Source organism: Caproiciproducens sp. NJN-50 (assembly GCF_004103755.1).
Lineage (GTDB): Bacteria > Bacillota > Clostridia > Oscillospirales > Acutalibacteraceae > Caproicibacter.
This window is the reverse complement of sequence record NZ_CP035283.1, coordinates 1,163,417-1,186,378: the sequence shown is the minus strand read 5'-3', so window position 1 is coordinate 1,186,378 and position 22,962 is coordinate 1,163,417. Positions and strand designations below refer to the sequence as shown.

The following is a 22,962-nucleotide window of genomic DNA, read 5'->3' as shown; positions in this document are numbered from 1 at the left end:
GCGGCTTATACTCAGGCATTTTACTCCACCTCCGCGCATTGTCCGGTGAAGTGCCGGATCGGCATGCCGCGCTGCTTAGGCTTACTTTCCACGCTGAAAGAGTTTTGCGAGAAACACCGATATTGTGAGCGATCTGCTCATCGGTAAGACCATCACGGACCCATGCTTTTAGAAGTGTAAGGCCATCCGGCGTCAGCCACTTCTGATACTTTCCTTTCGCCACATCGCCCACCACCTCGCAATCTATTTTCCCAATATCGATCCGCTCTTGCCTCAGCCGGCCCGTAGACGCGGGCATTGAAAGCCGGCCGGTAATGATATTTCATGGGTATCTCCCCGCTTTTAGGCATGAAAAAGGATGATTTACAATAAATTGCAACCATCCATTCTTAATTGGCATATAGTAAATTAGCCTTATGAAAGCGGTGAGAATAATGAACGGAACTTATAACGTCACTTTGGTTACTCCGTTTGGACCCAAAAAGGGAACCGTGGTTTTTACGGATCGCAACGGAGTCTTAAACGGGTCTATACATGCAATGGGAGATACAAGCAATTTCAGAAATGGAAAAGCAGATGGAGATGCCTTTAAATTCTCGGGAGTCTTCAATGCAGGGTTCTTCAACGTCCAGTACACAGCCAAAGGAGCCATAGAGGGAAACGCCTTGAAAGGAACCGTCAATACAAACCTAGGGACGTTCGAAATGTACGGGGTAAAGGCATGAAAATGGACGGCCCGAAGGTCGTCCCAACAGAAAAGGCACCCGCTTAAATGCGGATGCCCAATAATATTTTGTCCCGCGTAACGCCCGGGTAATCGACTGCTATACCTGCTTTTGTTCCGACCAATAGAAACAGCTCAGAATGGTCTTAACACCGAATAAACGCCTTCGGCTTAGCATGAAAAGATAGGCTTGTTGGATACTTCCAACTTGGTAATAATAACACATTCCGGCGTATCTGTCAAATAAGGCAACTAAAAAGCGCACCGCCGAAGCGAAACGCTGAAATATTCAAGCGCGCCCGCCGGAACCGTGCGCCTCGGGTGGATCGATACAGCCTGACAAGCCGTCCGGAGAGCATGTAGTGCGCCACCGCGGATTTGAACCGCGCCACACACCAGCCTTTCGTCAGTATTCCGACGCTGCTGGTGTAATGTTCCCCAAGTCACATCAAAGTGTGGCGCATATCTGCGCCGCCCGTTGGCATAGGCGACGCTTTGAGAGGGAAGTGAAATATGGATTCCTCTTATACTCAATTTCGCTGATTATATCTTAGCACAATAAAAGCGATGGGAAACGCTGGTTTCCGCTGGAAACCGCCGGAAAGCGCCGGTTTTTCAGCGTATCATGCCTGGAAGAACGATTTGATCGGCCTGTATCATCAGTTTCAGAAGGGCAATCCGCACGCGCTCCCGCGTCTGGCTTTCACTGAGTTCTACTTTATCCGCAATTTCTTTCCATTCCGGCCGGCGGCGATATTTCCGGTTCTTCGGATCGCCCATGTACCGCAGTTCCAATATGTATCGGTCTGTCTGGTCCAGCTTCCCCAGGGCGACGCCGAGCCAATTTCTTGCATCTCTCAGCTCCGCGATGCGGCGGGAGCAGGCTTTGATCTCTTCATCATAATAGCGTTCTTGGTTCGCCAGCGCCATGGAGGCCGTGCGGTCTCCGGTCAAGCCTTTGCCGCCCGGCAGCCCCGAGAGATTGACGGACGGCAGCGAGATTCCATTTTTTTCCGTTTCACAGTTGCGGATGGTGGCGAACTCGGCGGAAATCATAGCCGGGATGTCGTAGTAGATCTTCAGCAGATTCTTCACTTCGTTGGCCGTCATGGTACCATCATCCTTTCGTGTAAATCGATCATTCCGGGTCATACTATCCCGGTAACAGATATTGATACAATCTGAGGTGAAATGCAATGAAAAACGAAAAGAAAAAGGTTGATCCAAAGAGCAACGCCGAAGGCACCGAGAACCCAAAGCAGCAATCATCTCATGTGAGAAATCAAAACGACAGTCACAACGTCAGAAAAGTCTCCCTTGGCCCTAATACGAAGCGTTAAAGCGAGAAGCGGAAAGTGCATTCTGCTTTCCGCTTTTTCATTAAGCGACATCACAGTTCCAGAGCCTTTGCTTTCCTTTTGCGGGGATCGGTTTTGGAAGCATGTGTACGTTTGCAATCTCCCAAGCATACCGTCCCGGAGTCCAGTCGCCGAAAAGCAGTTCCTGATCTATCGGTTCATAAATGCCGCGATCCGTTTCGAGCCATCCTGGGTCATCCTCTGATATTCCGCGCCCTCCATGACATACAATCCTATGGCATGCTACCAATTCGCCCGTTGCTATGACTGCGCCCAGTGGAAGTGCATCCATAGGCATCAGGAGGGTGTTTCCGACCGCATTCAAAAATCTTGTTTTTGCTTCATGGTCAGGCGAATAATCCCACTCTCCAAGGGGAAAAAGCTGCTTGAGGACGTGCGGAATACTGATTTCTGCCGCGTGAATTGCGATTGGTCCACGGTATGACGTTGCCCAGCCTCGGGTTTCAAACTGCTTTGCGCCGCAGGCCAACAATGAGGCCCACGGCTGCCAGATTGTAATAGCTTTCATTTCCTTGCTCCTCTCACCGCCGCGAACACGATCATTGCGACAAGTTCGACTACGACCGTCACCAGAACTCCCATCCAGAACGGATTTACGTACATAGTTTCACGCCCCTTTACATAAATTGCAATTTTCCGAGAAGGCTATTTTAGGGTGATTGCTGATGGGGATATTACATAATGTAATTGAATATTTTCAGAGAAATTCCGATTTGCTTTTGAATAATACAATTCCAAGCTTAACCGTCCAAATTATTCTTTTAATTTTGAAGCGTTGTTCAAAGAAAGAAAAAACAGATAAGCATGATATTGAAAATAAAAAAAACACATTGATGTTGAGGGCCTGAAGTACATAATGAGATAAAAGTAAATTTGTTTTCGCATCAAAACCGTTTGAATTAATTTCAAGCGGCTTTCATTTTATTTGGAGAACGCCATAGATCCGCATCAGTACTGGTTTTTTCGCGTCTATTTAATTATTTCAAACTGGTTTATAATTAAATAGCAGCAGGCTATTCAGTTAATTATTTTTCAAAATAGAAATTATTTGTCCACCTTCTCGTAATTCTCGCGGTCAAACGGCATTTTCATTTCGTCGATCACAGCGTCGTCAATGTGCTTCCAGAAGATTTCGTCTTTTTCCGCCGCCTCGGCCGCCGCCGAAATTGCTCCGAGAAAATCGGCTACCCGGTCATGCCCAAAGCCAAATTTTGTATGCAGCACTACGGCGGAAAGCTTTATGTAGCGGGTAAAATTCTCGTTCTGGGTGTTTGAATCGTACTCACGGACGATTTGTTTCTGGCGGCGTGTCAGGTATGCTGCAGCCGGGATATGGGCTTTCATGGTGCTATCACACCTCCCACAGGCTGACATCCGTCCGCGGCTCGTCGGTATATTCCTTCGCCACCTGCGCCAGGACAACCTGGGCATCGTCCTTGTAGGCGAATCCGTTCAGCGCGTCGCAGACGATTTTCACGATGTTGTCGCAGTCCGGCTTCTTCGCCGGCTTGATCTGTCCTGCCAGCATTGCGAACCGCACCTTTTTGCTCTTGCTGGCCGGAATCGGGAATCGGGCCGTAATTTGGACGACCACCTGCGCATCATCCGGAAATCGGAATCCCTGCGCCGCGGCCTTATAGCGGATCCGCACGAGGCTGCGGCACACCTACGGAACATTGCTTTACAAGGCCGGGACGGACATCTATACTATTTCAAAATTGATGGGTCATGCCAATGTCTTAATTACAACAAAGATTTATGTGGAAAATGATACCGAGACAATCAAAAAATCGATGAAGATGGACTGGTGACAGCCTTTATTTTTTGCGATAGTCGTACGACGTTTTTACGACACTTTTCTGTGTTTATATGTACTTTAATGTACTTAACAGAAAATCAAGGCAAAAAGAAAAGCCGCACTCGATAACCGATTTTTGGCTATCTCATGCGGTTTTTTACTGGTCGGAGTGAAATTATAGGACTTGGAGAAATCCAGTAATATCAACGGTTTGCGGGCAATCTGCAAGGAGTATTTACACCAAAAAGCACACATAAAGCTGCGCGAAGGTCATTTCTACATATATACTGAAATTCGGAATAGCGGCGCGACAATGGTTCATCTTTTCCAGATAGGAAACTGTCATAATGTCCTGTCAATAATTTCTGCCTGCGTAATAATATCCCGCAAACGGTCGCCGCCCACTTTATATTCCAAAAGTTCATCGATGGTATCGTAAACTGTACAGTCTTTTTCTACGCGGGTACACGGACCAGCCGAAAATTTCATTTTTCCGTTCGGCCAGACGGAACTGATGGTGTAGTCAGTTCCTTTCCACTCAAACTTCACGTCTCCGCCTCTTGACATACTGCTTTTAAATTCACTCAGAGTTTTGAACTGATAGGCATCTCCGTTAACCGTCAACTTCATAGGCATCTCTCCTTTATATTTATAAAATTTAAATTCAGGCGCTCCGTTCGGATATTTTTTCGGCGGATAGTTAATATCATCATTTGAGAAATCCGGTCTTCCATTGTTTGAATCCCATTTCATAATTTTATCATGAGGGTCCGTATGAGCCCAAAGATGCTCCGCCTAAATTGTTCGGGCTAAAACATTAATTTGTGTAATAATATCCCTCAGACGAATTCCATCAACCAAATATTCCATAACCTCATCTGCATCAGAACATATTTTTTCAGTTTCTTGCTTGTTGGCTTCGGAAATACTAATTCCGTTTTTCGGTTGGGTAATGGTATATATTTTGCTGTGGAAGGAAAACTCTACCTCCCCGCCATCTTGCAGACACCATTTGAATTCACTGATGGTATGAAACTTATATTCTTCAGGAGAGCTTTTTAAAGTATCATATGTCTCTGTCATAACATATCCTCTCACAAATTCTTTAAATTCCGGAGCACCATTAGGGAAATCTTCCGGTTTATAATTAATAGCAGGTTTTACAAAAATTGGAGAGCCGCGCTTACCATCCCACCGAATAATATGATCGTGGGGATTGGTATGCGCCCACGATTGGTCGTGATCAGTATAATGTCTCTCTTTCACTGCTCTTCCATCCTCGCCTATTTTAACATCTACACGGTATCCATAAATAGTTACCCGCTTAATTTCTCCAGGCTTTCCCCATAGTCTTTTATCTTCTTCTTTTTTCGGAAACCATTTTCCACCGTAGGCGCTGCCCATTCCAGTCTGAATAATGTTATTATAGTACTCATCATTCTCACTTACAACATATCCGCTTTTAATAATGAGATTGCTTCCTGCAGGAAGGGGTGCCTCCCCGCAGATGTATTTCGCATATATGGACGGCGTGTACGGGTCGTCGCCCATATATCTCCACGAGCTTAGTTCATAGTCGACAAACACAATATCGCCCTGCATCTCGGGGAATGGCGTATTGTAGCAGATTATTTTTTCCAGTTCGATCCGGCGGAGCATCTCGTTATAGCCCTTTAGGAAAAACTCTTTCTGGTCCTGGCGGTTGTCGTGTTCCGACACCATATAAGTGGACACCGCTACCGTTGAGCTTTTTCGATTCCGTCGAAGCAGAACTCAAACGTATTCTCGTCTCCCCAGCTAACGGTTGGAACGACGCGGATTCCCTTTGACGCAAAGTAAGCGCCACACCAGCGATTCCGGAACATATTGTAAAGCTGCAAAACGGGTGCCATTTCGACATACATACTGAAATCAGGAGAGAGCACCGCACGATAGTGTTTTAGCTTTTCCAGATCGGTATCGGGATTTTTCCAGACACGCTCAAATTTATAATCATACAGGAAGAAATGAACCATTCGGCTGAAATGCTTTGTATAATTTGTGCTGATTTTATCAAATCCAATAAGAAGCAAATCGTTGACATCGTCTGATCGAATTTGAAATTTAGGAATAACCGGAATTTGCAGTTTCCCTTTCCCTTTGAACTGATCGCGAAGGAAAAGAGGACTTGTTCGATACTTATAATTTTCTTCCGTCATTGAACTACCTCCTAAAAACATCTTCTACTTATAGGCGGTATTCAGTCAGATATTTCCCTATTTAATGCAACTATTCACAAAGTTTTAAAATATTTTTATGTAAATGGCTTCGAGTGTTCTTACAGCATTTATTTATCAAATAAGGCAGCTTTAGCGAGTAAGCCGAAGAAAATCCGAGAAATCAAAACCACGCGTTGAACGCGTGGTATGCACAAGCCCTGAAAGGGCATAGTACTGGCGCGCGTCTCAAGACGCACTGAAATAGGTTACCAACCGCATTACTTTTACAGGCCGCCGCTAAAGCGGCCTTCTTTTATGCCTTTGATTCCTTGCTACCCGTAAACGGGTCAATATACTCTTTGAAACTTATTTGATCTGAGGCAATATCTTCCTGCAATTGATTTTTGATATATTCTTCAATTGCTTTCTTGTTACGACCCACTGTGTCTACAAAATAGCCACGGCACCAAAAATGTCGCGTTCCATACTTATACTTCAAATTTGCATGCCTATCGAATATCATCAGGCTGCTCTTCCCTTTGAGATAGCCCATGAATTGTGCCACACTGAGATTCGGCGGAATGCTTACCAGCATGTGAATGTGGTCTGGACACGCCTCAGCTTCGATGATTTCCACTCCCTTCTGCTCACACAGCTTCCTTAAAATCTTGCCTATATCTGCTTTTATCTGCCCATATATTTCTCTTCTGCGATATTTTGGAGCAAATACAATATGATACTGGCATCTCCACTTTGAATGTGATAAACTTTGTATGTCTTTCATGACAAAATCTCCTTTTGTTGGTAATGCGGTTGGCAAACCTGCATCTATTCTAACAAAAGGAGATTTTCTTGTATCTAAAGATTCTTATCCCACCAGCAAAGCTGGTGGTTCTTTGCGCTGAAGCTGCAAAAGAAAATAGAGCCGTCAAATTCGACGACTCTGATAGTGGTCCGAGTGACAAGACTTGAACTTGCGGCCTCTAGACCCCCAGTCTAGCGCGCTACCAACTGCGCCACACCCGGAAACAACAGTATTTATTTTAGCACATCCGTCCTGGAAATGCAAGGGGAAAAATGCACCTCCAGTGTTCGGCACAACACCGTCCGCCCTGAAAAACCGGCGGACGGTCTTCTTTTTTACTTTCAAACAGATCTAATCATTGTCCTCTCCCTCGCTGAAAAAGCGGTCATGGATCGCCGCTACCGCCTTATCCGCATCCGCCCGGTCGATCAGGACGGAGATCTTGATTTCACTGGTGGAAATCATATGGATGTTGATATCCGCCGCATACAGCGCCTCAAACATGCTGGCGGCCGTACCGGAGTGCGTCTCCATCCCGGCTCCGACGATAGAAACCTTGGCAACATCCTCATCATAGACAACCGACGTCGCTCCGATCAGTTCCACATAAGCGTTTAGAATCGCAACGGTTTCCTTTAAGTCCGCGCGGTGGACCGTAAAAGTGATATCCTTGGTCCCGTTCCGGCCAACCGACTGGAGAATAATATCGATATTGATGTTTTTCGCAGCAATCTTAGAAAAGATTTTAAAGGCGAGACCAGGTCTGTCCGGTACTCCTATAATAGACACGCGGGCGACATCCTCGTCCTTCGCGACACCGGTAATCAACATTTTCTCCACTTTCGTAGCCTCCTTAACAATTGTACCGGGCTTTCTTGTCATACTGGAAAGCACTTCAAGTTCAATCCCGTAGCGCTTTGCCATTTCAACGGAGCGGTTGTTCAGCACCTGCGCGCCAAGCGACGCGAGCTCCAGCATTTCGTCGTAGGAAATCACGTCGAGTTTTCTCGCGTTTTTCACCTTGCGGGGATCCGCGGTAAACACACCTTCAACATCCGTATAAATCTGGCACAGGTCCGCGTTCATCGCCGCCGCGATGGCGACCGCGCTTGTGTCTGAACCGCCGCGGCCCAGCGTCGTCATATCGTTGTAGCGATTGATTCCCTGAAAGCCGGTCACAACGACGATATTTTTTTTATCCAGCTCCTTCTGGATTCTTACGGGAATAATCCTCTTAATCCTCGCGCTTCCATAAGCGGCGCTGGTGCGGAATCCGGCCTGCCACCCCAAGAGGGAAACCACCGGATAACCAAGTTTTTCAATCGCCATCGCCATCAGCGACGCCGACATCTGCTCGCCGGTCGTCAACAGCACATCCATCTCGCGCCGTGAGGCATTCGGATTGATTTCATGCGCTTTTCCGATCAAATCATCCGTGGTGTCCCCCTGAGCGGAAACCACAACGATCACATCGTTCCCTTTCGCATAGGTTTTGGTCACAATGTCAGCCACATTGAAAACCCGCTCCGCGTTTGCAACTGAGCTGCCGCCGAATTTCTGGACAATCAGACTCATAAGGCTCCGTCCTCCTAATAAGCATGTTATTCGATTGAAATCATCGCGCCCTGCGGGTCAGTCGTCAGGATCTGAACCTGCCAGCCGTCAATCTCTTTTTCCTGAAGCCGCGCAAGGGCATATTTGGAAAAGGCGTCGGCCCCGTCCGCCGGAATCATCGAGATAATGGTGGGGCCCGCGCCGCTGATATAGGTCCCGAGAGAACCGAGCTCATAGCTCAGGCGGAACACGTCGTCGAGATGTTCGATCAGGCCGGAGCGGTAGGGCTGGTGGATTTTGTCCTGGACGGCGACGCGCAGATTCTCCAGACGGCCGGAGAACAGGGACGCCGCCATCAGCGCGGAACGGGACAGGTTGTATACCGCGTCGCTTCTGGAATATTCCGCCGGCAGTACGGAACGCGCCATTTCCGTCTTGAGTTCAAACGGCGGTATAAACAGCGCAAAGCGGATCTTTTCGGAAACCGGAACGCTCACGCTGTAAACGCGTCCGGCCTCAATCGCCGAGGCCGCCAGCCCGCCCTCGATCGCCGGCGTGGTATTGTCGGGATGGCCTTCAATCTGAGCGGCCAGATTAATCAGGTCCTGACGGCCCAGCGGGCTGCCGAGCATGCGGTTTGCCCCCAGGATTCCCGCCACAATACAGGCGGAACTGCTGCCGAGCCCGCGCGCCATCGGGATATTATTCAACTGGATAATTCTCATTCCGGGCAGCTTGTGGCCGCACAGATCGTACAGGCGTTTCGCAGCCCAGTAAATCAGGTTCGTCTCGTCAGTCGGAACAACAACGTCATCCTTGCATGAAATATCAATCGCATCCGATTCTTCCATCCAGACCTGATTATACATCGTCAAAGCAATGCCAAGGGAATCAAAGCCGGAGCCAAGGTTGGCGCTTGTCGCCGGAACCTGTATGCGTATCATATCATAACAACCTCACATTTTTTACAGTTCGCCGATCCGGACCACATTTTGTATCTGGACTCCCAATCCGGACAGGTCCCGGAGACCCTGCCGTATTTCTCTTTCCGGAGCCTTTCTTGTCACAAAAGCAATTTCTCCCGGTTCCCGCGCTCCGCGGAACAAGCGGGTTACCGGACCAAGTTTGTTTTCAACATTCTGAAACGCCAGTGTTTCGTGGTCCGTCGAAGCACGCACAAACAGAGACACGCGGTTGTCGAGATAGCTCTCCACATAATCCGGAGAACCGTCGTCCCAGAAAAGATATTTCCGTGCCTTAAAATGCTTGACGCAATCGATCACATCGGCGACAACCGCGCTGGCGGTTGGGAACTTGCCGGCGCCTTTCCCATAGAAGACCACATCCCCGGTGGAATCGCCGCGCACCAGGATGCCGTTGAAAACATCGTCCACGTTGGCAAGCTGACTGTCCCTCGACAGAAACATCGGGCAGACAATAATCTGTATTTTCCCGTTTTCCATCATTCTGACCTGCCCGATCAGCTTGATGACGCCGCCCCAGGCGGCGGCGTACTCAATATCCTCGAGACGGATTCCTGAAATTCCCTCCGTATGTACCTGTTCCGGATAAACATGTTTCCCATAGGCAAGAGATGCCAGAATGCATATTTTTCTGCAGGCGTCCAGCCCCTCGATGTCGGCGGCGGGATTGCGCTCCGCATAACCCAGTCTCTGCGCAAGTGCGAGCGTGTCGGCCAAAGTGGTTTTTTCCCGGATCATTTTGGTCAGAATAAAATTGGTGGTCCCGTTCAGAATTCCCGCAATCTCGACCACCTCGTTCGCCGCAAGGCATTGGCTGATCGGGCGGATGATCGGGATACCGCCGCCGACGCTGGCCTCAAACAAAAAGTTCAGATTGTTTTTCTGCGCGATTTTCAGCAGCTCCGCTCCCTTTGCGGCAACCAGTTCCTTATTGGAAGTCACAACGCTCTTTCCATTTTCAAGGCAGGCCTTCACATAATCAAAGGCCGGATGCAACCCGCCCAGGACCTCTACTACAATTTTGACATTGGAATCATTTAAAATTTGATCAAATGATTTCACAAATTTCTGCTCATAGGGACTTCCCGGAAAATCCCTCAAATCAAGAATATATTTTACATGGATCTGTTCCTTGGCGCGCCCGGCGATGCTTTCCGCGTGTTTATCCAGCACCTCTACAACGCCGGAACCTACGGTGCCATAACCCATAACCGCTATTTCCACCATTTCCAGCACCCCTTCAATTCTCTGTTTACCTATATTAGCCGCAAGGAAATTCTCATCCGCTTCTGTTTGCGGCTCGAAAAATGAATTCCCTTCACCGCGCGGATGCATAAAACTTACTGTCTAGTTTAACATGAAACGGCCTGTGTTTCAACCGGACTGTTATAAAAATTCATCCTCCGGGCGTAATGCTGTCCTGACGCCATTGTTGATTTTCCGGCTTCGAAGTATTCTTCCGCGGATGCGACTCCGAAGCTTTTGAAGAAACGTCTCCGCTCTCCGGGGCGGATGATTCCCACTGTGAATTTCCTCCCGAAGACCCCGGCGACGCCGTCCCCGAAGAGGAACTCTCCGGTTCCGAACCGGCTGTTCCGTGATCCAGGCTGCATATTGCAGGGAGATTGTTTTTATCATACCAGCCTGTTTTCGTCTCGGTACAAACTCCCGGATTTGCCAAAAGCCCGCTTTCCACGCAGAATTTATAGGGAATCACATTTTGATCCAGGTCGAAGCTCTTCTTCTCCCTGTCTTTGAGGTACTGCGTCATAATCGCTTTCCAGACGGCTTTCGCCACCGGCGTTTCATACTTGCTGTTCAGCACTTTCGGCGTTCTGTATCCCGTCCACACTCCGGCAACCGCATAGGAGGTTCCGCCGACAAACCAGCTGTCTTTGTTATCATTGGTTGTTCCCGTTTTGCCGAAAACATCCCATCCGCTGATATTGGCGGTAATGCCCGTCCCATGCTGCATCACGTTATTCAGCAGCTTGTGAACGATCGTCGAAGCCACGGAGGAGATTGCCTGCGTCGGCACTTCGTCCCGGTTATCAACGATCACGTTGCCGTCATGGTCCTCAATATAATAAAACGTATAAGGCTTGTAATATTTCCCTCCGTTTCCAAACATCTGAAAGCCGGCGGTCATCTCCTCGACCGTAATGCCCTGCGTCATCCCGCCGACGGCCATGGCCGCAAGCGTATTGTCCGCAGGCTCCAGCGACGTGAACCCCAGCTTTTCCCTGAGGAAATTAAAACTGATATTTGGGGTCAAGAGCTTGTCGACCTGGACGGACGCGGCATTATAAGATTGTTCCAGCGCTTTTTCCACCGTAATGATTCCGTGATACTTGTTGTCCCAGTTGGCAGGCCCCGACTTCCCGTCTTTCCAGTTCGGGACCGGCTCGTCGTTGACCAGGGAAGAATAATTGATGAGACCCGCGTTGATCGCAGGGCCGTAAACGGCCAGCGGCTTAATCGAGGATCCCGGCTGGCGCTTGGCATCGGTTGCCATATTGAACAGGCGGTTGCTTTCCTTTTTCCCCCTGGCACCCACAACCGAGAGAACGCGGCCGCTGTAGTCCATCGCCACATAGCCGCCCTGAAGATTCGGATAAGCGGCGGGAAAAGCCTTCGAGCCATTGAATACCCCTTCCGCAATGCTTTGAAGATCCGAATCCATCGCGGAATAAATTTTAAGCCCGCCGTGGTAGATCATATCGACCGCTTTGTCCGAAGAACAGCTGTAGGTCTCCATCAGGCTGGTCTTGACATCCTCAAACATCGCTTCCGTATACCAGTTCCAGACCGAGTTCTCGTCAACGACGTCCTCGGTCTTTTTCCCGACGAATTTCATGTTTTCGGATTCCTTCATGGCCGCCTGGTACTCGTCATCCGTGATCTTCTTCTGGTCGTGCATGGCCGTGAGAACCGTCTGCTGGCGCTCCCTGTTCTTATCAGGGTGAGTCAGCGGCGAATAGGCCGTGGGATTTTGAGTGATACCCGCAATTGCCGCGCATTGGGCGATGTCGCAGTCCTGAATATTTTTGCCGAAATAAAGGTTGGCCGCTGTTTGGACTCCGTTGCACCCGCTGCCGAAAGGAACGACATTTAAATAAGCCCCGAGGATTTCTTCTTTGGAATATTTTTTCTCAAGGTTCATTGCACGGAAAATTTCCTTCACTTTACGCGTCAGGCTGACTTCATTTTCACCTGTAACATTCTTAATCAGCTGCTGCGTGATCGTCGAACCGCCGTAGCTGCTGCCGTCCGATTGAAAAAAATTGAAAAGATTGACCACCGCGCTGAAGGTTCTTTTCCAGTCGACCCCCTTATGTTCCCAATAGCGCTTGTCCTCAATCGCGACGATCGCATCCTTCATGGCCTTCGGAATCTTGTCGTAATCAACCCAAATGCGGTTCTCGCTGCTGTACAGACTCTGGTATTTCACCGGGTTGGACGCGTCGTCTCCCGATCCGTTCACATAGATAAAACTGGTATAGTTGAGCTGCAGCTTGTGCAGATCATAATCCACCGATTCATTTTTTAAACCGTAAATGTAAGAAAACAGGGAAACCGAGACAATCGTCCCAGAGACGGCAAGTACTGCAAGCACTGTCGCAATCCCCCGAAGAATCATTTTAAAAACAGATTTAGCGGTTGAAACGTCCTTCTTGCCAACGCTCTGACCGCCGGCATACTGACTGATGTCGGTTTTTCTCATCCATACCACCTCCCTCGGATATAATATTGGCTGATTTTTCAACAGAATGAATAAGTTTCCAAAATTTTCAAATAATATTCACAGAGGTGATTTATTTGAAAAAGACATCCATGCTCCTGCTCTGTGTGATTGCCCTGCTGGCCGTCCTGGTTGTTTTGGGACTTCCGCACAGCAACCGGCAAGCCGGGACAAGTTCCACTTCGGACAAAATTGTGTCAAGTAATTTTACCTCAATTGCGCCGTCAAGTCAAGAAAGCAGCGCCATTCATGCCGCGGCCAGCAAGCAGAACGACAGCTTATATATTGTGAAAGAATATAATGGACACATCGGTGTATTTCGTGACGGGGACAAGCTTCCTTTTGAAGAAATCGACATCGACGTCAGTATCTTCCCCGAGGAAGACCAAAAGCTTCTGCGTGACGGAATTCAAGCCAGAGGCACTGCGGAATTGACCCGCGTGATTGAGGATTACGAGGGCTGAGGGAGAAAGAAAAAGAAAAAACGGGTTCCGCCTTCTTGCGGCGGAACCCGTTTTTTCTTCCGTTTGTCAGATGGAAACCCGGTGTGCGACTTCGTACAGATTCATATCGAACTCGCGCTTCATTGCCAGCGCCTCCGTGATATCCAGGTCGACGATCTGGCCGCCCCGCATTACAATCACGCGGTTGCCCTTGCCCTTGTACAGCAGGGTGGCAGCAAGGGAACCCATCGCGCTGCCGACCACGCGGTCGCGCAGAGTCGGGGAGCCGCCGCGCTGAACGTGGCCCAGGATGGTTGCCCTGGATTCAATGCCGGTCGCCTCCTGAATGTCCCGCGCCAGCTTTTCCACGCCGCCGACGCCTTCCGCGACGATAATAATGAAATGCTTCTTCCCGGTTTTCTGGGTAAAGCGCATGCGGTCGATAATGTCCTTCTGAAAATCGTACGGGACTTCCGGGACCAGAATGCTGGTGGCGCCGACCGCAATGCCCGTCTGCAGCGCGATATCTCCGCAGCGGCGGCCCATCACCTGCACAACGCTGCAGCGATCGTGGGATTCCATTGTATCCCTGAGCCGGTCCACCATTTGAACCGCGGTATTCATGGCTGTGTCGAACCCGATGGTGTACTCACTGGACGCGATGTCATTGTCGATGGTTCCCGGAATGCCGATACAGCGGATTCCTGATTCCGTCAGGTCCCTCGCACCCCGGAAGGAACCGTCGCCGCCGATCACCACCACGCCGTCGATCCCCAGGCTGCGGCAGGTGGAAGCCGCCTGCTGAACGCCCGCGGGCGTATTGAACTCCGGGCTGCGCGCCGTATATAAAATCGTACCGCCTCGGTGAATGATGTCCGACACGCTTCTCAGATTCATTTCAACGACTTCTCCGCTGAGCAGACCGTTGAACCCGCGCTGAATCCCCATGACCCTCACACCGTAGAACAATCCGGTGCGGACCACCGCACGCACGGCGGCGTTCATGCCGGGTGCGTCGCCACCGCTGGTCAAAACGGCAATCGCCTTCGAAGACATATTCTAATCCCTCCAAATAAACTTAAGCTGCAACACTGTTGCCTTCCCTATCAATATTATAATCGAAAGGCTCCGCCGTTATCAACCGAAAGTTATGGACAGAAGTTTCCGTTATATGGATTATTGTTCCCAATCGCCCACAATGGCAACATTCTTCCCGCCCAGCAGCTTCCGCAGCTCCCGGATCAGAACGTCATTCAGGGCAACCCGCATCGCAATCGGCGCGTGATACAGCCGGCGGGAATCCGCAAAAAAGACATAAAGCGGCGTGGAACCGTCAAATACGGCCAGATATTTTTTCGCCTTCTCATACTGCGGGCTGGTTTCCGACGACACCTTCAGATAAAGGCCGGGAGGGCATTGTTTCCCGCCGGACTGCCGCGTCGGTTCGCCGGAAGCCGGCGGCGCGGGTCTGACGGACTCGCAGATCAGCTTTGTCTCTTCGTCCTCGCGGACGCTGACGGTCGCCTCGATCAGCAAAATTTTTCCCTCCGCGATCCATTCCGCATATTCGGAAAGCGTCCTTGGAAAAACCAGCATCTCCATGGAACCGAACATATCCTCCACCATGGCAAAAGCCATGGTGCTGTTGCTTTTCGTCACCTTCATCCGGACTTTTGTCAGGATGCCGAGCACCGTGACCCTGTCCCCGTCCTTGACGGCGCCTCCCCCGTCCTGCGCGCTCTCCCGCACTTCACTGAGCCTTACGGCATGCAGGGTTTCATAAGCGTCGGCGTACTCCGCCATCGGATGCCCGGAAAGATACAGCCCTGTGACTTCCTTCTCCATTGCCAGCTTGTCGGAAGGAGGGAGATCCGGCAGATCTTCAAGCCGGAATTCCTCCGTTCCGGATTGTTCGGCGGAATCAAAGAATCCGATCTGCCCCTCCACATTGCGTTTTTTGTCGGCGTCAAGAAAATCGAGCGCGGCGTCCGAGCCGGAGAGCATCTGGCGCCGGTTGGCGCCGAGGCCGTCCAGCGCACCGCATTTGATCAGGCTTTCCAGAGTCCTGCGGTTGATCCCGTCGTACACGCGGCGCACAAAGTCAAAGAAGGAACGGTATTTCCCGTTTTGTTCCCGTTCTTTCACCAGGCCGTCGATGAACCCGCGCCCCAGATTGCGCACCGCGACCAACCCGAAACGGATATCCGGACCGGAAACGGTAAAACCCGCGGCGCTCTCGTTGACGTGCGGCGGCAGCACGCGGATCTTCAGCCGCAGACATTCCGCAATATAGGCGGACAGCTTATTGTTGTTGTCCAGCACGCTGGTCATCAGCGCCGCCATGTACTGCTTCGGGTAGTGGCACTTGAGCCACGCGGTCTGGTAACTCAGCAGCGCGTAAGCGGCCGCGTGGGATTTGTTGAACGCGTAGGAAGCGAAGCTCTCCATCTCCCCGAAGATTGCCGCCGCCGTCTGCTCATCCACGCCGCGGCGCGCGCACCCTTCCACCTCGACGTTGCCGTTTTCGTCCGTAAGGCCGTGCAGGAAGATTTCGCGTTCGCGCTCCATGACGTCCTTTTTCTTCTTGCTCATCGCGCGGCGCACGATGTCCGCCCGGCCGAGCGAATACCCTGCCAGCGTGCGGAAAACCTGCATCACCTGTTCCTGATAGACGATACAGCCGTAGGTGACGTCGAGGATCCCCTTTAAAAGCGGGTGGCGGTAGGTCACCTTCGCGGGATTGTGCCTGTTTTCAATATACCGGGGGATCGACTCCATCGGGCCGGGGCGATAAAGAGAGATCACCGCGATCAGATCCTCGATCTTTTCCGGTCCAAGCTGTGCGATCACATTGCGCATTCCGCCGGATTCGAACTGGAACACGCCGTCCGTCTTCCCCTCGGACAGCATCCGGTAAACCGCCGGGTCGTCGATCGGAATGTCCTCGATTTTGAACCCCGGCTGCTTTTCCGCGATCATTTCCTCCGCGTCGCGGATCACCGACAGATTGCGCAGACCGAGAAAGTCCATCTTCAGAAGGCCGAGCTCCTCCAGAGTCGTCATGGTGTACTGCGTGACGACGGCGTCCCCGTTTTTCGCGAGCGGCACATACTCCGCCACCGGCTTGTCCGTGATGACCACGCCCGCGGCGTGCGTTGAGGCGTTGCGCGGCATTCCTTCCAGCTGGCGCGCCATGTCGATCAGCGCGCGGACCTGTGGGTCCGTGTCGTACTTCTGCCGGAATTCCGAAGAAACCTGAAGCGCCTTGTCCAGCGTGATATTCAGCTCCGACGGGACCAGCTTGGCAACGGCGTCCACCTGCGCGTAGGGAATCGCCATCGCGCGCCCCACATCGCGGATGGAGCCCCTCGCCGCCATGGTGCCGAACGTGACGATCTGGGCGACGTGGTCGGCGCCGTATTTGTTTACGACATAGTCGATCATCTCCGAGCGGCGCTCGTCCGAAAAATCGATGTCGAAGTCCGGCATGGAAACCCGTTCCGGGTTCAGAAACCGCTCAAACAGCAGATCGTATTTGATCGGGTCGATGCCGGTGATGCCGATGCAGTAGGCCGCCAGGCTTCCCGCGCCCGAGCCTCTGCCCGGGCCGACGGGAATCCCGGTCTCCTTCGCGTGGCGGACGAAATCGTGAACGATCAGATAGTAGTTGACATAACCCATCTTCTCGATGGTCTCAAGCTCGTACTCCAGACGGTCGGAGACGCTCTTTTCCGGATGCTCCCCATAATGCCTGTGAAGCCCCTCCCGGCATTTTTCCCGGAAATAGACCACATTGTCCTGCCCGTCCGGCGTTTCGAACCGCGGCAGCTTTGTTTTGCCGAACTCGAATTCCACATTGCAGCGCTCCGCGATTTTGACAGTGTTGTCCGCCGCCTCGGGGCAGTCGGGAAACAGCGAGCGCATTTCCTCTTCCGTCTTGAAATAGAACTGGTCGCTGCCGAACTCCATGCCGTCCTTGTCCTCGACGGTGTGATTGGTCTGGATGCAGAGCAGGATGCGGTGCATCTCACTGTCCTGAGGGCGGATGTAATGGCAGTCGTTGGTCAGGATCAGCGGAATTCCCGTTTCCCTGGAAATCTGCCGGATTGACGGGTTGATGAGCTTCTGCTCGCGAAGGCCGTGATCCTGCAGCTCCAGATAAAAATTCCCATGCCCGAAAATCTCTTCGTAGCGCAGGGCGGCGGCCTTCGCCGCGTCGTAATCCCCCGCCGTCAGATCGCGCGGAATTTCACCCGCGAGACAGGCGGAAAGGGCAATCAATCCCTCGTGATACTGCCGGAGCAAATCAAGATCGACGCGGGGCTTGGAGTAGAAGCCCTCCGTCCAGGAGCGGGACACCAGCGCGATCAGGTTCTGGTATCCTATATTGTTTTCGCAGAGCAGAACGAGATGCCTGTGCTCGGAGTCCAGACCGTGAACCCGGTCAAACCGCGTGCGCTGAGCGACATAGACCTCGCAGCCGATGATCGGTTTGATCCCCCGTTTTTTCGCCGCCTTATAAAAATCGACCGCGCCGTACATCACGCCGTGGTCCGTCACCGCCACCGCCGGAGCTCCCCGCTCCGCCGCTGTTTCCACCAGCTTTTCGATGCGGCAGGCCCCGTCCAGCAGGCTGTATTCACTGTGAACATGAAGATGGACAAACAAAACGCAGCCCTCCCTTCCCTTTGATGAGCTTTGACCTACATGGTCCCAAATCAGGCGCCCCCGGCCGGGTGATTCTCCTCCGCCGTCGCTCCGCCCGCTTTTTGGGGCAGGCGGTCCGCAAGCTCCAGAATGCGGCGCAGCCTGTGGTTGACTCCGGACCGGCTGAGCGGCGGATTCAGGCTCCGCCCAAGCTCCCGCAGGGACAGGTCCGGATTCCGGTAGCGCAGAAGGGCCAGGTCCCGCAGCTCTTCCGGCAGCGCCGACATGCCGCCGCAGGCGAAGATCTTCTCCAAAGCCATCATCTGGCTGGCGGCGGCAGACGCGGTTTTCGAAAGATTCGCGGCCTCGAAATTCGTCTTTCGGTTCACGTCGTTGCGGACTTCCTTCAGCATGCGGACCTGGATCAGCTCCATCGCGGCCCCTCCGGCTCCGAGAAAGGTCAGCAGGTCGGCGACATGTTCGCCGCCCTTCAGATAAACGACAAGCGAGCCCTTCCGGCTAATCACGCCGGGGGTCGCGTCCAGTTCGAAAATATCCTTTAAAAACGCCGTGAGGTCCCGGGCAAGATTCCGATAGGGCACCACAAATTCCAGCCGGTAGTCCCTGGAAGGGTCGGTCACCGTGCCGCAGGAGAGGAACACCCCGCGGAGAAAAGCGGAGCGGCAGCAGTCGTTTTCCAGATTGGCAAGGTTGATCCGAAGATTGATTTCGCGGCCCGTGTGGCCGAATTGATGAAGCACCTGCTCAATCTGATTTTCCCCCGGCACCGAAACCGTATAGGAGCTCCGCCTGTCCCCGCGCCGCGGGGAAGAAACGGATATGTCCGCACAGACGCCGGCTGTGCGGGCGACAAGTTCCGCCGCCCGTTCGGCCGTTTCCCTGCTTTCCGTCGTCAGCGAGACGGAAAGCGGAGAAAAGCTTCTGCCGAACAGCAGGATCCCGTAGCTTTCCGCCTTTTGGCAGCAATCCGCCGCCTCAATGCGGCAAAGCTCTCTTTTTGTCTCCGAAGAAAAAGACATGGCTTTCTTCAAACCTCACTGTTTCTGAATATCCCTGTGGTTGACGCTTGTCCGCAGATTCTGCTGCAGCAGGTGATTGTACAGAAGCTCCGTGAGCGTGACGGAGCGGTGATGCCCGCCGGTGCAGCCGACGGCGATGACAAGCTGGCTTTTGCCCTCGCCGCAGTAGAGCGGGATCATGTAGTCGATCAGGTCCAGAAACCGGCGGACAAAGCCTTTGGTCTGGTCCCATTTCATCACGTAACTGCGCACCGGCTCGTCCAGACCCGTCAGATTTTTCAGTTCCTCCACATAATACGGGTTGGGAAGGCACCGCACGTCGAAAACAAGGTCCGCCTCCGCCGGAACGCCGTATTTGAATCCGAACGAGATACAATGGATCATCAGGGCATCGGAAGCGTCCCCCAGGAACAGCCCGGAAATCCGCTTTTTCAGCTGCGCCGGGGAAAGCAGCGAGGTATCGATGACATAATCGGCGCGCTCTTTCACGGGGCGAAGCACGTCGCGTTCCAGCCGGACCGCCTGCTCCAGCGAACCGAGGCAGTTGTCCGCCAGCGGGTGCTTGCGCCTCGTCTCTTTAAAGCGATTGACCAGAACGTAATCGTTCGCATCCAAGAACAGCAGCTTATATTCCTTGCTGTCCGATTTCATCTGATCCAGCGTTTCCAGCAGGCTGGAGAACATGTCTCCGCCCCGGATATCCGTCACGACCGCCACGTGCGACAGGGATCCTTTCGCCTGCCGGGAAAGCTCGTAAAAGGTCGGGATCAGCTTTGGGGGAATATTGTCCGCGCAGTAGAAACCGATGTCCTCCAGCGCGTCCATCGCGCGGGATTTCCCAGCCCCGGACAGTCCGGTCACGATCAAAAATTCCATAGAATCCTCCGGGATGTCATCCAATCTGTTTCACTTCGCATTCCAGCCGGACTCCGGTTTCCCGAAATACGGTTTCCTGAATGATCCCAATCAGCCGCAGCACGTCGCCGCAGGTGGCGCCCCCCGCGTTGACGATGAAGCCGGCGTGCTTTTCGCTGACCATCGCCCCTCCGACGCGCCGGCCTTTCAGGCCGCACTGCTCGATCAGGGTGCCCGCATAGTGTCCGGGCGGCCGCTTGAATATGCTGCCGGCGCTGGGCATTTCAAGCGGCTGTTTGGATTTTCTCCGCTGGTACAGCTCCTGCATCTCGGAGGAAATCCGCTCCGGATCACCCGGCCTCAGCCTCAGGCGGACGGACGTGATGATACAGCCATTGCCCGTATAGGCGCTTTGGCGATAGCCAAAGCAAAGGTCTTCTCCCTTTAAAATTCCCGCCGTTCCCTGCGGGGAAACATGGCTGCACGCGCTGATCGCCTCCGACACGGAATGCTCATAGGCACCGGCGTTCATAAAGGCGGCTCCGCCCACAGAGCCCGGGATTCCCCAGGCAAACTCCATCCCGCTCAGGGAATGGCGCTGCGCAAATTTGCACAGCCCGCCCAGCGAGACCCCGGCCCCGCACTCCAGTTCATGTCCCTCGCACGGTTCAATCTTCTGGAATCCACTTCCGAGGGAAACGACGGCTCCCCGGATTCCGGCGTCGCTGACAAGCAGATTGGAGCCGTTTCCGAGCGGAAAGAGGCCTATCTCCAGTTCCCGCGCCTTCCGGCAGACTTCACGAAGCGCCTGCCTGTCGTTCACGACAAGGAACAGGTCCGCCGGGCCGCCGATCCGGAAGGTCGTATGACGGCTCATCGGCTCGTCCCGATAGGTTTCGCATTCCAGTTTTCTCGCCGACTGTTCCAGTTCTTCCAAAAGATTCAATGGCTTGCCCTCCGTCCCTTTCAATCGGAATTTGAAAACGCGCCGGTGTATTGCTTTAAATAGGCGGAAAAGCGCTGTACGCTTGAATTTACAACCAGTTCCTCCGGAAAATCGATCTCCTCCAACAATTGCAAAGACCGTTCGAAACATCCGACCTGGGATGAAAAATGCGCGTCGGAATTGACAATGATCGGCACGCCGTGTTTTTTGCAGAGCCTCATAATCCGCGTACAGTTTGGAATCGACTCGGTTCTGCCTGTGAAGGAGGCCTCGTTCAGCTCCACCAGCTTCCCGTTTTGCGCGAATACCGGAAGAACTCTTTCATAGTCGTAGCGGTACAGTTCAGAGCCGCTGTGGCCGATGACTCGGACCAGAGGATTCTCCGCAATTGCCAGCCAGGCTTTCGTCACTTTCTCCTCGGTCGGGGCCTTGTCCCGCATCGTCACCTCATGAATGGAGGCAACGACCCAGTCCAGGCAGGACGCGTCCTCCCGGGTGAGGTCCGTCCGGCCCTCAAAATCGATCACATTCGTCTCTTCTCCCCGGAGGACAAGAACATTCTCCAGCCTCCTGGGAACCGCTTTCAGATTATGAAAATACCACCGTCCCGGCGCACCGGGCATATCCGGTCCGTGATCGGTGACCGCAATTGCAAACAGCCCCCGGCCGGCCGCCGCGTGAACCATTTCCGTCAGCGTGCAGTAAGCATGTGTGGAAGCGATGGTATGGGTGTGGGTATCCGCAATCAGGTTCATGGTATTTTGCCTTTCTACAAATCGAGATCCAGCTTTTTTTCCGTTTCCTGCATGGCCGAAAGGTCCATCCCCAAATTGGAGAGCAGCTCTTCCGCAGCGTTGTAACCCATCTTTTTCTGGCGGTTGTTCATGGCCGCGACCTCGATGATGATCGCCAGGTTTCTGCCCGGCTTGACGGGGATCGTCAGGACAGGCACCTTGATTCCCAGGATCTCGGTATATTCGCTGTCAATTCCCATCCGGTCGTAGATCTTCTGATTGTCCCAAAGCTCAAGGTTGATGACCATGTCGATTTTTTCCGACACCTTGACGGCCCCCATGCCGAAAATCCTTCTCGCGTTGATAATACCTATGCCCCTGAGCTCGATAAAATGCTTGATGTTGTCCGGCGCTTCGCCGACCAGCGATTTTGCGGAAACACGCTTGATCGTCACGGCGTCGTCGGCAATCAGCCGGTGTCCGCGCTTGATCAGCTCGATCGCGGTCTCGCTTTTGCCCACCCCGCTGTCGCCGACGAGCAGGATCCCTTCGCCGTAAACCTCAACCAGAACTCCATGCCGGGTGATGCGCGGCGCCAGTTCCACATTCATGAAGGAAACGAGCGCGGCCACCAGGCTCGAGGTTGTCTCCGGCGTGCTGAGCAGAGGCACGCCGTTTTCTTTGGTAGCCTCCAAAAGCTCCGGCACCGGCTTCAGGTTTCGGGCGATGATCGCCGCCGGCGGTTTTTGAGAAAACATCGCCCCAAGCACGATTTCTCTTTTTTGCGCGGAGATTGAATCCAGGAAGGCCGACTCCGCATTGCCGAAAATCACGATCCGGCTGGTGTCGTAATAATCATAAAAGCCGTTCAGTTCCAAACCGGGCCTGTTGACATCCATGGAGGAAATCTGGATCTCGTCCGGTTCGCATGGCATGCTGATGACATTCAGGGACAGCTCTTTCATAACTCTTGAGAGCGGCACGGTGTATTTTGCAGACATGCTACTACCTGCTTTCCAGTTTGTTTAGGATTATTATAGCTCAAAAGCGGAAAACTTTAAAGCAATTCGCGAAAAAACAGCCGGCGCGCTTTCAGCGCGCCGGCTTATCCGAC

General features: G+C 52.5%; 22 protein-coding genes and 1 tRNA gene. 3 read left to right on the top strand and 20 right to left on the bottom strand.

The window, feature by feature from the left end; genetic code table 11:
• The first annotated feature begins 434 nt into the window (after positions 1 to 434).
• On the top strand, positions 435 to 725 hold the full coding sequence (locus tag EQM14_RS05650) for a hypothetical protein (RefSeq protein WP_128742040.1): 291 nt from the start codon (positions 435 to 437) through the stop codon (positions 723 to 725).
• Positions 726 to 1,339: 614 nt separating this feature from the next.
• On the opposite strand, the gene EQM14_RS05645 is transcribed toward EQM14_RS05650, so the two are convergent.
• From EQM14_RS05645 to EQM14_RS05630, 4 genes are all read right to left on the bottom strand, one after another.
• The gene (locus tag EQM14_RS05645) at positions 1,340 to 1,834 is read right to left on the bottom strand and encodes a hypothetical protein (RefSeq protein WP_128742039.1); all 495 of its coding nucleotides are present in this window, start codon (positions 1,832 to 1,834) and stop codon (positions 1,340 to 1,342) included.
• A gap of 270 nt (positions 1,835 to 2,104) precedes the next feature.
• Positions 2,105 to 2,611: an ASCH domain-containing protein gene (locus tag EQM14_RS05640; protein WP_128742038.1), complete on the bottom strand. Its 507-nt coding sequence runs from the start codon at positions 2,609 to 2,611 to the stop codon at positions 2,105 to 2,107.
• Positions 2,612 to 3,147: 536 nt separating this feature from the next.
• Positions 3,148 to 3,447: a hypothetical protein gene (locus EQM14_RS05635; protein WP_128742037.1), complete on the bottom strand. Its 300-nt coding sequence runs from the start codon at positions 3,445 to 3,447 to the stop codon at positions 3,148 to 3,150.
• A 7-nt stretch (positions 3,448 to 3,454) separates the two neighbouring features.
• On the bottom strand, positions 3,455 to 3,754 hold the full coding sequence (locus tag EQM14_RS05630) for a RusA family crossover junction endodeoxyribonuclease (RefSeq protein WP_164918978.1): 300 nt from the start codon (positions 3,752 to 3,754) through the stop codon (positions 3,455 to 3,457).
• Between EQM14_RS05630 and EQM14_RS16960 the strand changes: the two genes are divergently transcribed.
• A complete protein-coding gene (locus EQM14_RS16960; RefSeq protein WP_128744242.1) occupies positions 3,747 to 3,914 on the top strand; it encodes a tyrosine-type recombinase/integrase in 168 nt (55 codons plus the stop codon). The two genes, EQM14_RS05630 and EQM14_RS16960, sit on opposite strands and share 8 nt — an antisense overlap.
• Positions 3,915 to 4,243: 329 nt before the next feature.
• Here the strand turns inward: EQM14_RS16960 and EQM14_RS05620 are convergent, their stop codons facing one another.
• From EQM14_RS05620 to EQM14_RS05580, 9 genes are all read right to left on the bottom strand, one after another.
• The gene (locus EQM14_RS05620) at positions 4,244 to 4,654 is read right to left on the bottom strand and encodes a hypothetical protein (RefSeq protein ID WP_128742035.1); all 411 of its coding nucleotides are present in this window, start codon (positions 4,652 to 4,654) and stop codon (positions 4,244 to 4,246) included.
• A 42-nt stretch (positions 4,655 to 4,696) separates the two neighbouring features.
• Positions 4,697 to 5,623, bottom strand: coding sequence for a hypothetical protein (locus tag EQM14_RS05615; protein ID WP_128742034.1), 927 nt, complete (start codon positions 5,621 to 5,623; stop codon positions 4,697 to 4,699).
• A gap of 14 nt (positions 5,624 to 5,637) precedes the next feature.
• Entirely contained in the window at positions 5,638 to 6,099 is a 462-nt protein-coding gene (locus EQM14_RS05610) for a DUF4417 domain-containing protein (protein ID WP_164918977.1), read from the bottom strand.
• 313 nt (positions 6,100 to 6,412) lie between these two features.
• The gene (gene tnpA, locus EQM14_RS05605; protein ID WP_128742032.1) at positions 6,413 to 6,883 is read right to left on the bottom strand and encodes an IS200/IS605 family transposase; all 471 of its coding nucleotides are present in this window, start codon (positions 6,881 to 6,883) and stop codon (positions 6,413 to 6,415) included.
• A 166-nt stretch (positions 6,884 to 7,049) separates the two neighbouring features.
• Positions 7,050 to 7,125: transfer RNA gene (locus EQM14_RS05600), tRNA-Pro, on the bottom strand.
• Between the two features lie 130 nt (positions 7,126 to 7,255).
• Complete coding sequence (locus EQM14_RS05595) at positions 7,256 to 8,479, bottom strand: aspartate kinase (protein ID WP_128742031.1); 1,224 nt, start codon at positions 8,477 to 8,479, stop codon at positions 7,256 to 7,258.
• Positions 8,480 to 8,505: 26 nt separating this feature from the next.
• Positions 8,506 to 9,402 (bottom strand): homoserine kinase, encoded by an 897-nt coding sequence (gene thrB / locus EQM14_RS05590; RefSeq protein WP_128742030.1) that lies wholly within the window; start codon positions 9,400 to 9,402, stop codon positions 8,506 to 8,508.
• A 21-nt stretch (positions 9,403 to 9,423) separates the two neighbouring features.
• Positions 9,424 to 10,668 carry a homoserine dehydrogenase gene (locus EQM14_RS05585; RefSeq protein WP_128742029.1) on the bottom strand — a complete coding sequence of 415 codons (1,245 nt, stop codon included), beginning with the start codon at positions 10,666 to 10,668 and terminating at the stop codon, positions 9,424 to 9,426.
• Between the two features lie 169 nt (positions 10,669 to 10,837).
• The gene (locus tag EQM14_RS05580) at positions 10,838 to 13,165 is read right to left on the bottom strand and encodes a transglycosylase domain-containing protein (RefSeq protein WP_128742028.1); all 2,328 of its coding nucleotides are present in this window, start codon (positions 13,163 to 13,165) and stop codon (positions 10,838 to 10,840) included.
• A gap of 95 nt (positions 13,166 to 13,260) precedes the next feature.
• Here EQM14_RS05580 and EQM14_RS05575 point away from each other — a divergent pair, with 95 nt between their 5' ends.
• Positions 13,261 to 13,647 (top strand): hypothetical protein, encoded by a 387-nt coding sequence (locus EQM14_RS05575; RefSeq protein WP_128742027.1) that lies wholly within the window; start codon positions 13,261 to 13,263, stop codon positions 13,645 to 13,647.
• A gap of 66 nt (positions 13,648 to 13,713) precedes the next feature.
• On the opposite strand, the gene pfkA is transcribed toward EQM14_RS05575, so the two are convergent.
• The 7 genes from pfkA to hprK all read right to left on the bottom strand — a co-directional run bounded on the left by pfkA (position 13,714) and on the right by hprK (position 22,849).
• Positions 13,714 to 14,682, bottom strand: coding sequence for a 6-phosphofructokinase (pfkA, locus tag EQM14_RS05570; RefSeq protein ID WP_128742026.1), 969 nt, complete (start codon positions 14,680 to 14,682; stop codon positions 13,714 to 13,716).
• A gap of 120 nt (positions 14,683 to 14,802) precedes the next feature.
• A complete protein-coding gene (locus tag EQM14_RS05565) occupies positions 14,803 to 18,294 on the bottom strand; it encodes a DNA polymerase III subunit alpha (RefSeq protein WP_128742025.1) in 3,492 nt (1,163 codons plus the stop codon).
• A 50-nt stretch (positions 18,295 to 18,344) separates the two neighbouring features.
• On the bottom strand, positions 18,345 to 19,313 hold the full coding sequence (whiA, locus tag EQM14_RS05560; RefSeq protein ID WP_128742024.1) for a DNA-binding protein WhiA: 969 nt from the start codon (positions 19,311 to 19,313) through the stop codon (positions 18,345 to 18,347).
• 15 nt (positions 19,314 to 19,328) lie between these two features.
• Complete coding sequence (gene rapZ / locus EQM14_RS05555) at positions 19,329 to 20,189, bottom strand: RNase adapter RapZ (protein ID WP_128742023.1); 861 nt, start codon at positions 20,187 to 20,189, stop codon at positions 19,329 to 19,331.
• A gap of 16 nt (positions 20,190 to 20,205) precedes the next feature.
• Positions 20,206 to 21,114 (bottom strand): UDP-N-acetylmuramate dehydrogenase, encoded by a 909-nt coding sequence (gene murB, locus EQM14_RS05550; RefSeq protein WP_128742022.1) that lies wholly within the window; start codon positions 21,112 to 21,114, stop codon positions 20,206 to 20,208.
• Positions 21,115 to 21,134: 20 nt separating this feature from the next.
• On the bottom strand, positions 21,135 to 21,869 hold the full coding sequence (locus EQM14_RS05545; protein WP_128742021.1) for a phosphatase: 735 nt from the start codon (positions 21,867 to 21,869) through the stop codon (positions 21,135 to 21,137).
• A gap of 14 nt (positions 21,870 to 21,883) precedes the next feature.
• Positions 21,884 to 22,849: an HPr(Ser) kinase/phosphatase gene (gene hprK / locus EQM14_RS05540; protein ID WP_128742020.1), complete on the bottom strand. Its 966-nt coding sequence runs from the start codon at positions 22,847 to 22,849 to the stop codon at positions 21,884 to 21,886.
• Positions 22,850 to 22,962 lie beyond the last annotated feature (113 nt).

Bases quoted from the DNA above. Each gene is read 5' to 3' on its own strand.
- EQM14_RS05580 (WP_128742028.1), bottom strand. From the start codon at position 13,165: ATGAGAAAAACCGACATCAGTCAGTATGCCGGCGGTCAGAGCGTTGGC.
- EQM14_RS05640 (WP_128742038.1), bottom strand. From the start codon at position 2,611: ATGAAAGCTATTACAATCTGGCAGCCGTGGGCCTCATTGTTGGCCTGC.
- hprK (WP_128742020.1), bottom strand. From the start codon at position 22,849: ATGTCTGCAAAATACACCGTGCCGCTCTCAAGAGTTATGAAAGAGCTG.
- whiA (WP_128742024.1), bottom strand. From the start codon at position 19,313: ATGTCTTTTTCTTCGGAGACAAAAAGAGAGCTTTGCCGCATTGAGGCG.
- rapZ (WP_128742023.1), bottom strand. From the start codon at position 20,189: ATGGAATTTTTGATCGTGACCGGACTGTCCGGGGCTGGGAAATCCCGC.
- tnpA (WP_128742032.1), bottom strand. From the start codon at position 6,883: ATGAAAGACATACAAAGTTTATCACATTCAAAGTGGAGATGCCAGTAT.
- EQM14_RS05545 (WP_128742021.1), bottom strand. From the start codon at position 21,869: ATGAACCTGATTGCGGATACCCACACCCATACCATCGCTTCCACACAT.
- pfkA (WP_128742026.1), bottom strand. From the start codon at position 14,682: ATGTCTTCGAAGGCGATTGCCGTTTTGACCAGCGGTGGCGACGCACCC.
- EQM14_RS05615 (WP_128742034.1), bottom strand. From the start codon at position 5,623: ATGGTGTCGGAACACGACAACCGCCAGGACCAGAAAGAGTTTTTCCTA.
- EQM14_RS05645 (WP_128742039.1), bottom strand. From the start codon at position 1,834: ATGACGGCCAACGAAGTGAAGAATCTGCTGAAGATCTACTACGACATC.
- EQM14_RS05595 (WP_128742031.1), bottom strand. From the start codon at position 8,479: ATGAGTCTGATTGTCCAGAAATTCGGCGGCAGCTCAGTTGCAAACGCG.
- EQM14_RS05635 (WP_128742037.1), bottom strand. From the start codon at position 3,447: ATGAAAGCCCATATCCCGGCTGCAGCATACCTGACACGCCGCCAGAAA.
- thrB (WP_128742030.1), bottom strand. From the start codon at position 9,402: ATGATACGCATACAGGTTCCGGCGACAAGCGCCAACCTTGGCTCCGGC.
- EQM14_RS05620 (WP_128742035.1), bottom strand. From the start codon at position 4,654: ATGAAATGGGATTCAAACAATGGAAGACCGGATTTCTCAAATGATGAT.
- EQM14_RS05650 (WP_128742040.1), top strand. From the start codon at position 435: ATGAACGGAACTTATAACGTCACTTTGGTTACTCCGTTTGGACCCAAA.
- EQM14_RS05610 (WP_164918977.1), bottom strand. From the start codon at position 6,099: ATGACGGAAGAAAATTATAAGTATCGAACAAGTCCTCTTTTCCTTCGC.
- EQM14_RS05585 (WP_128742029.1), bottom strand. From the start codon at position 10,668: ATGGTGGAAATAGCGGTTATGGGTTATGGCACCGTAGGTTCCGGCGTT.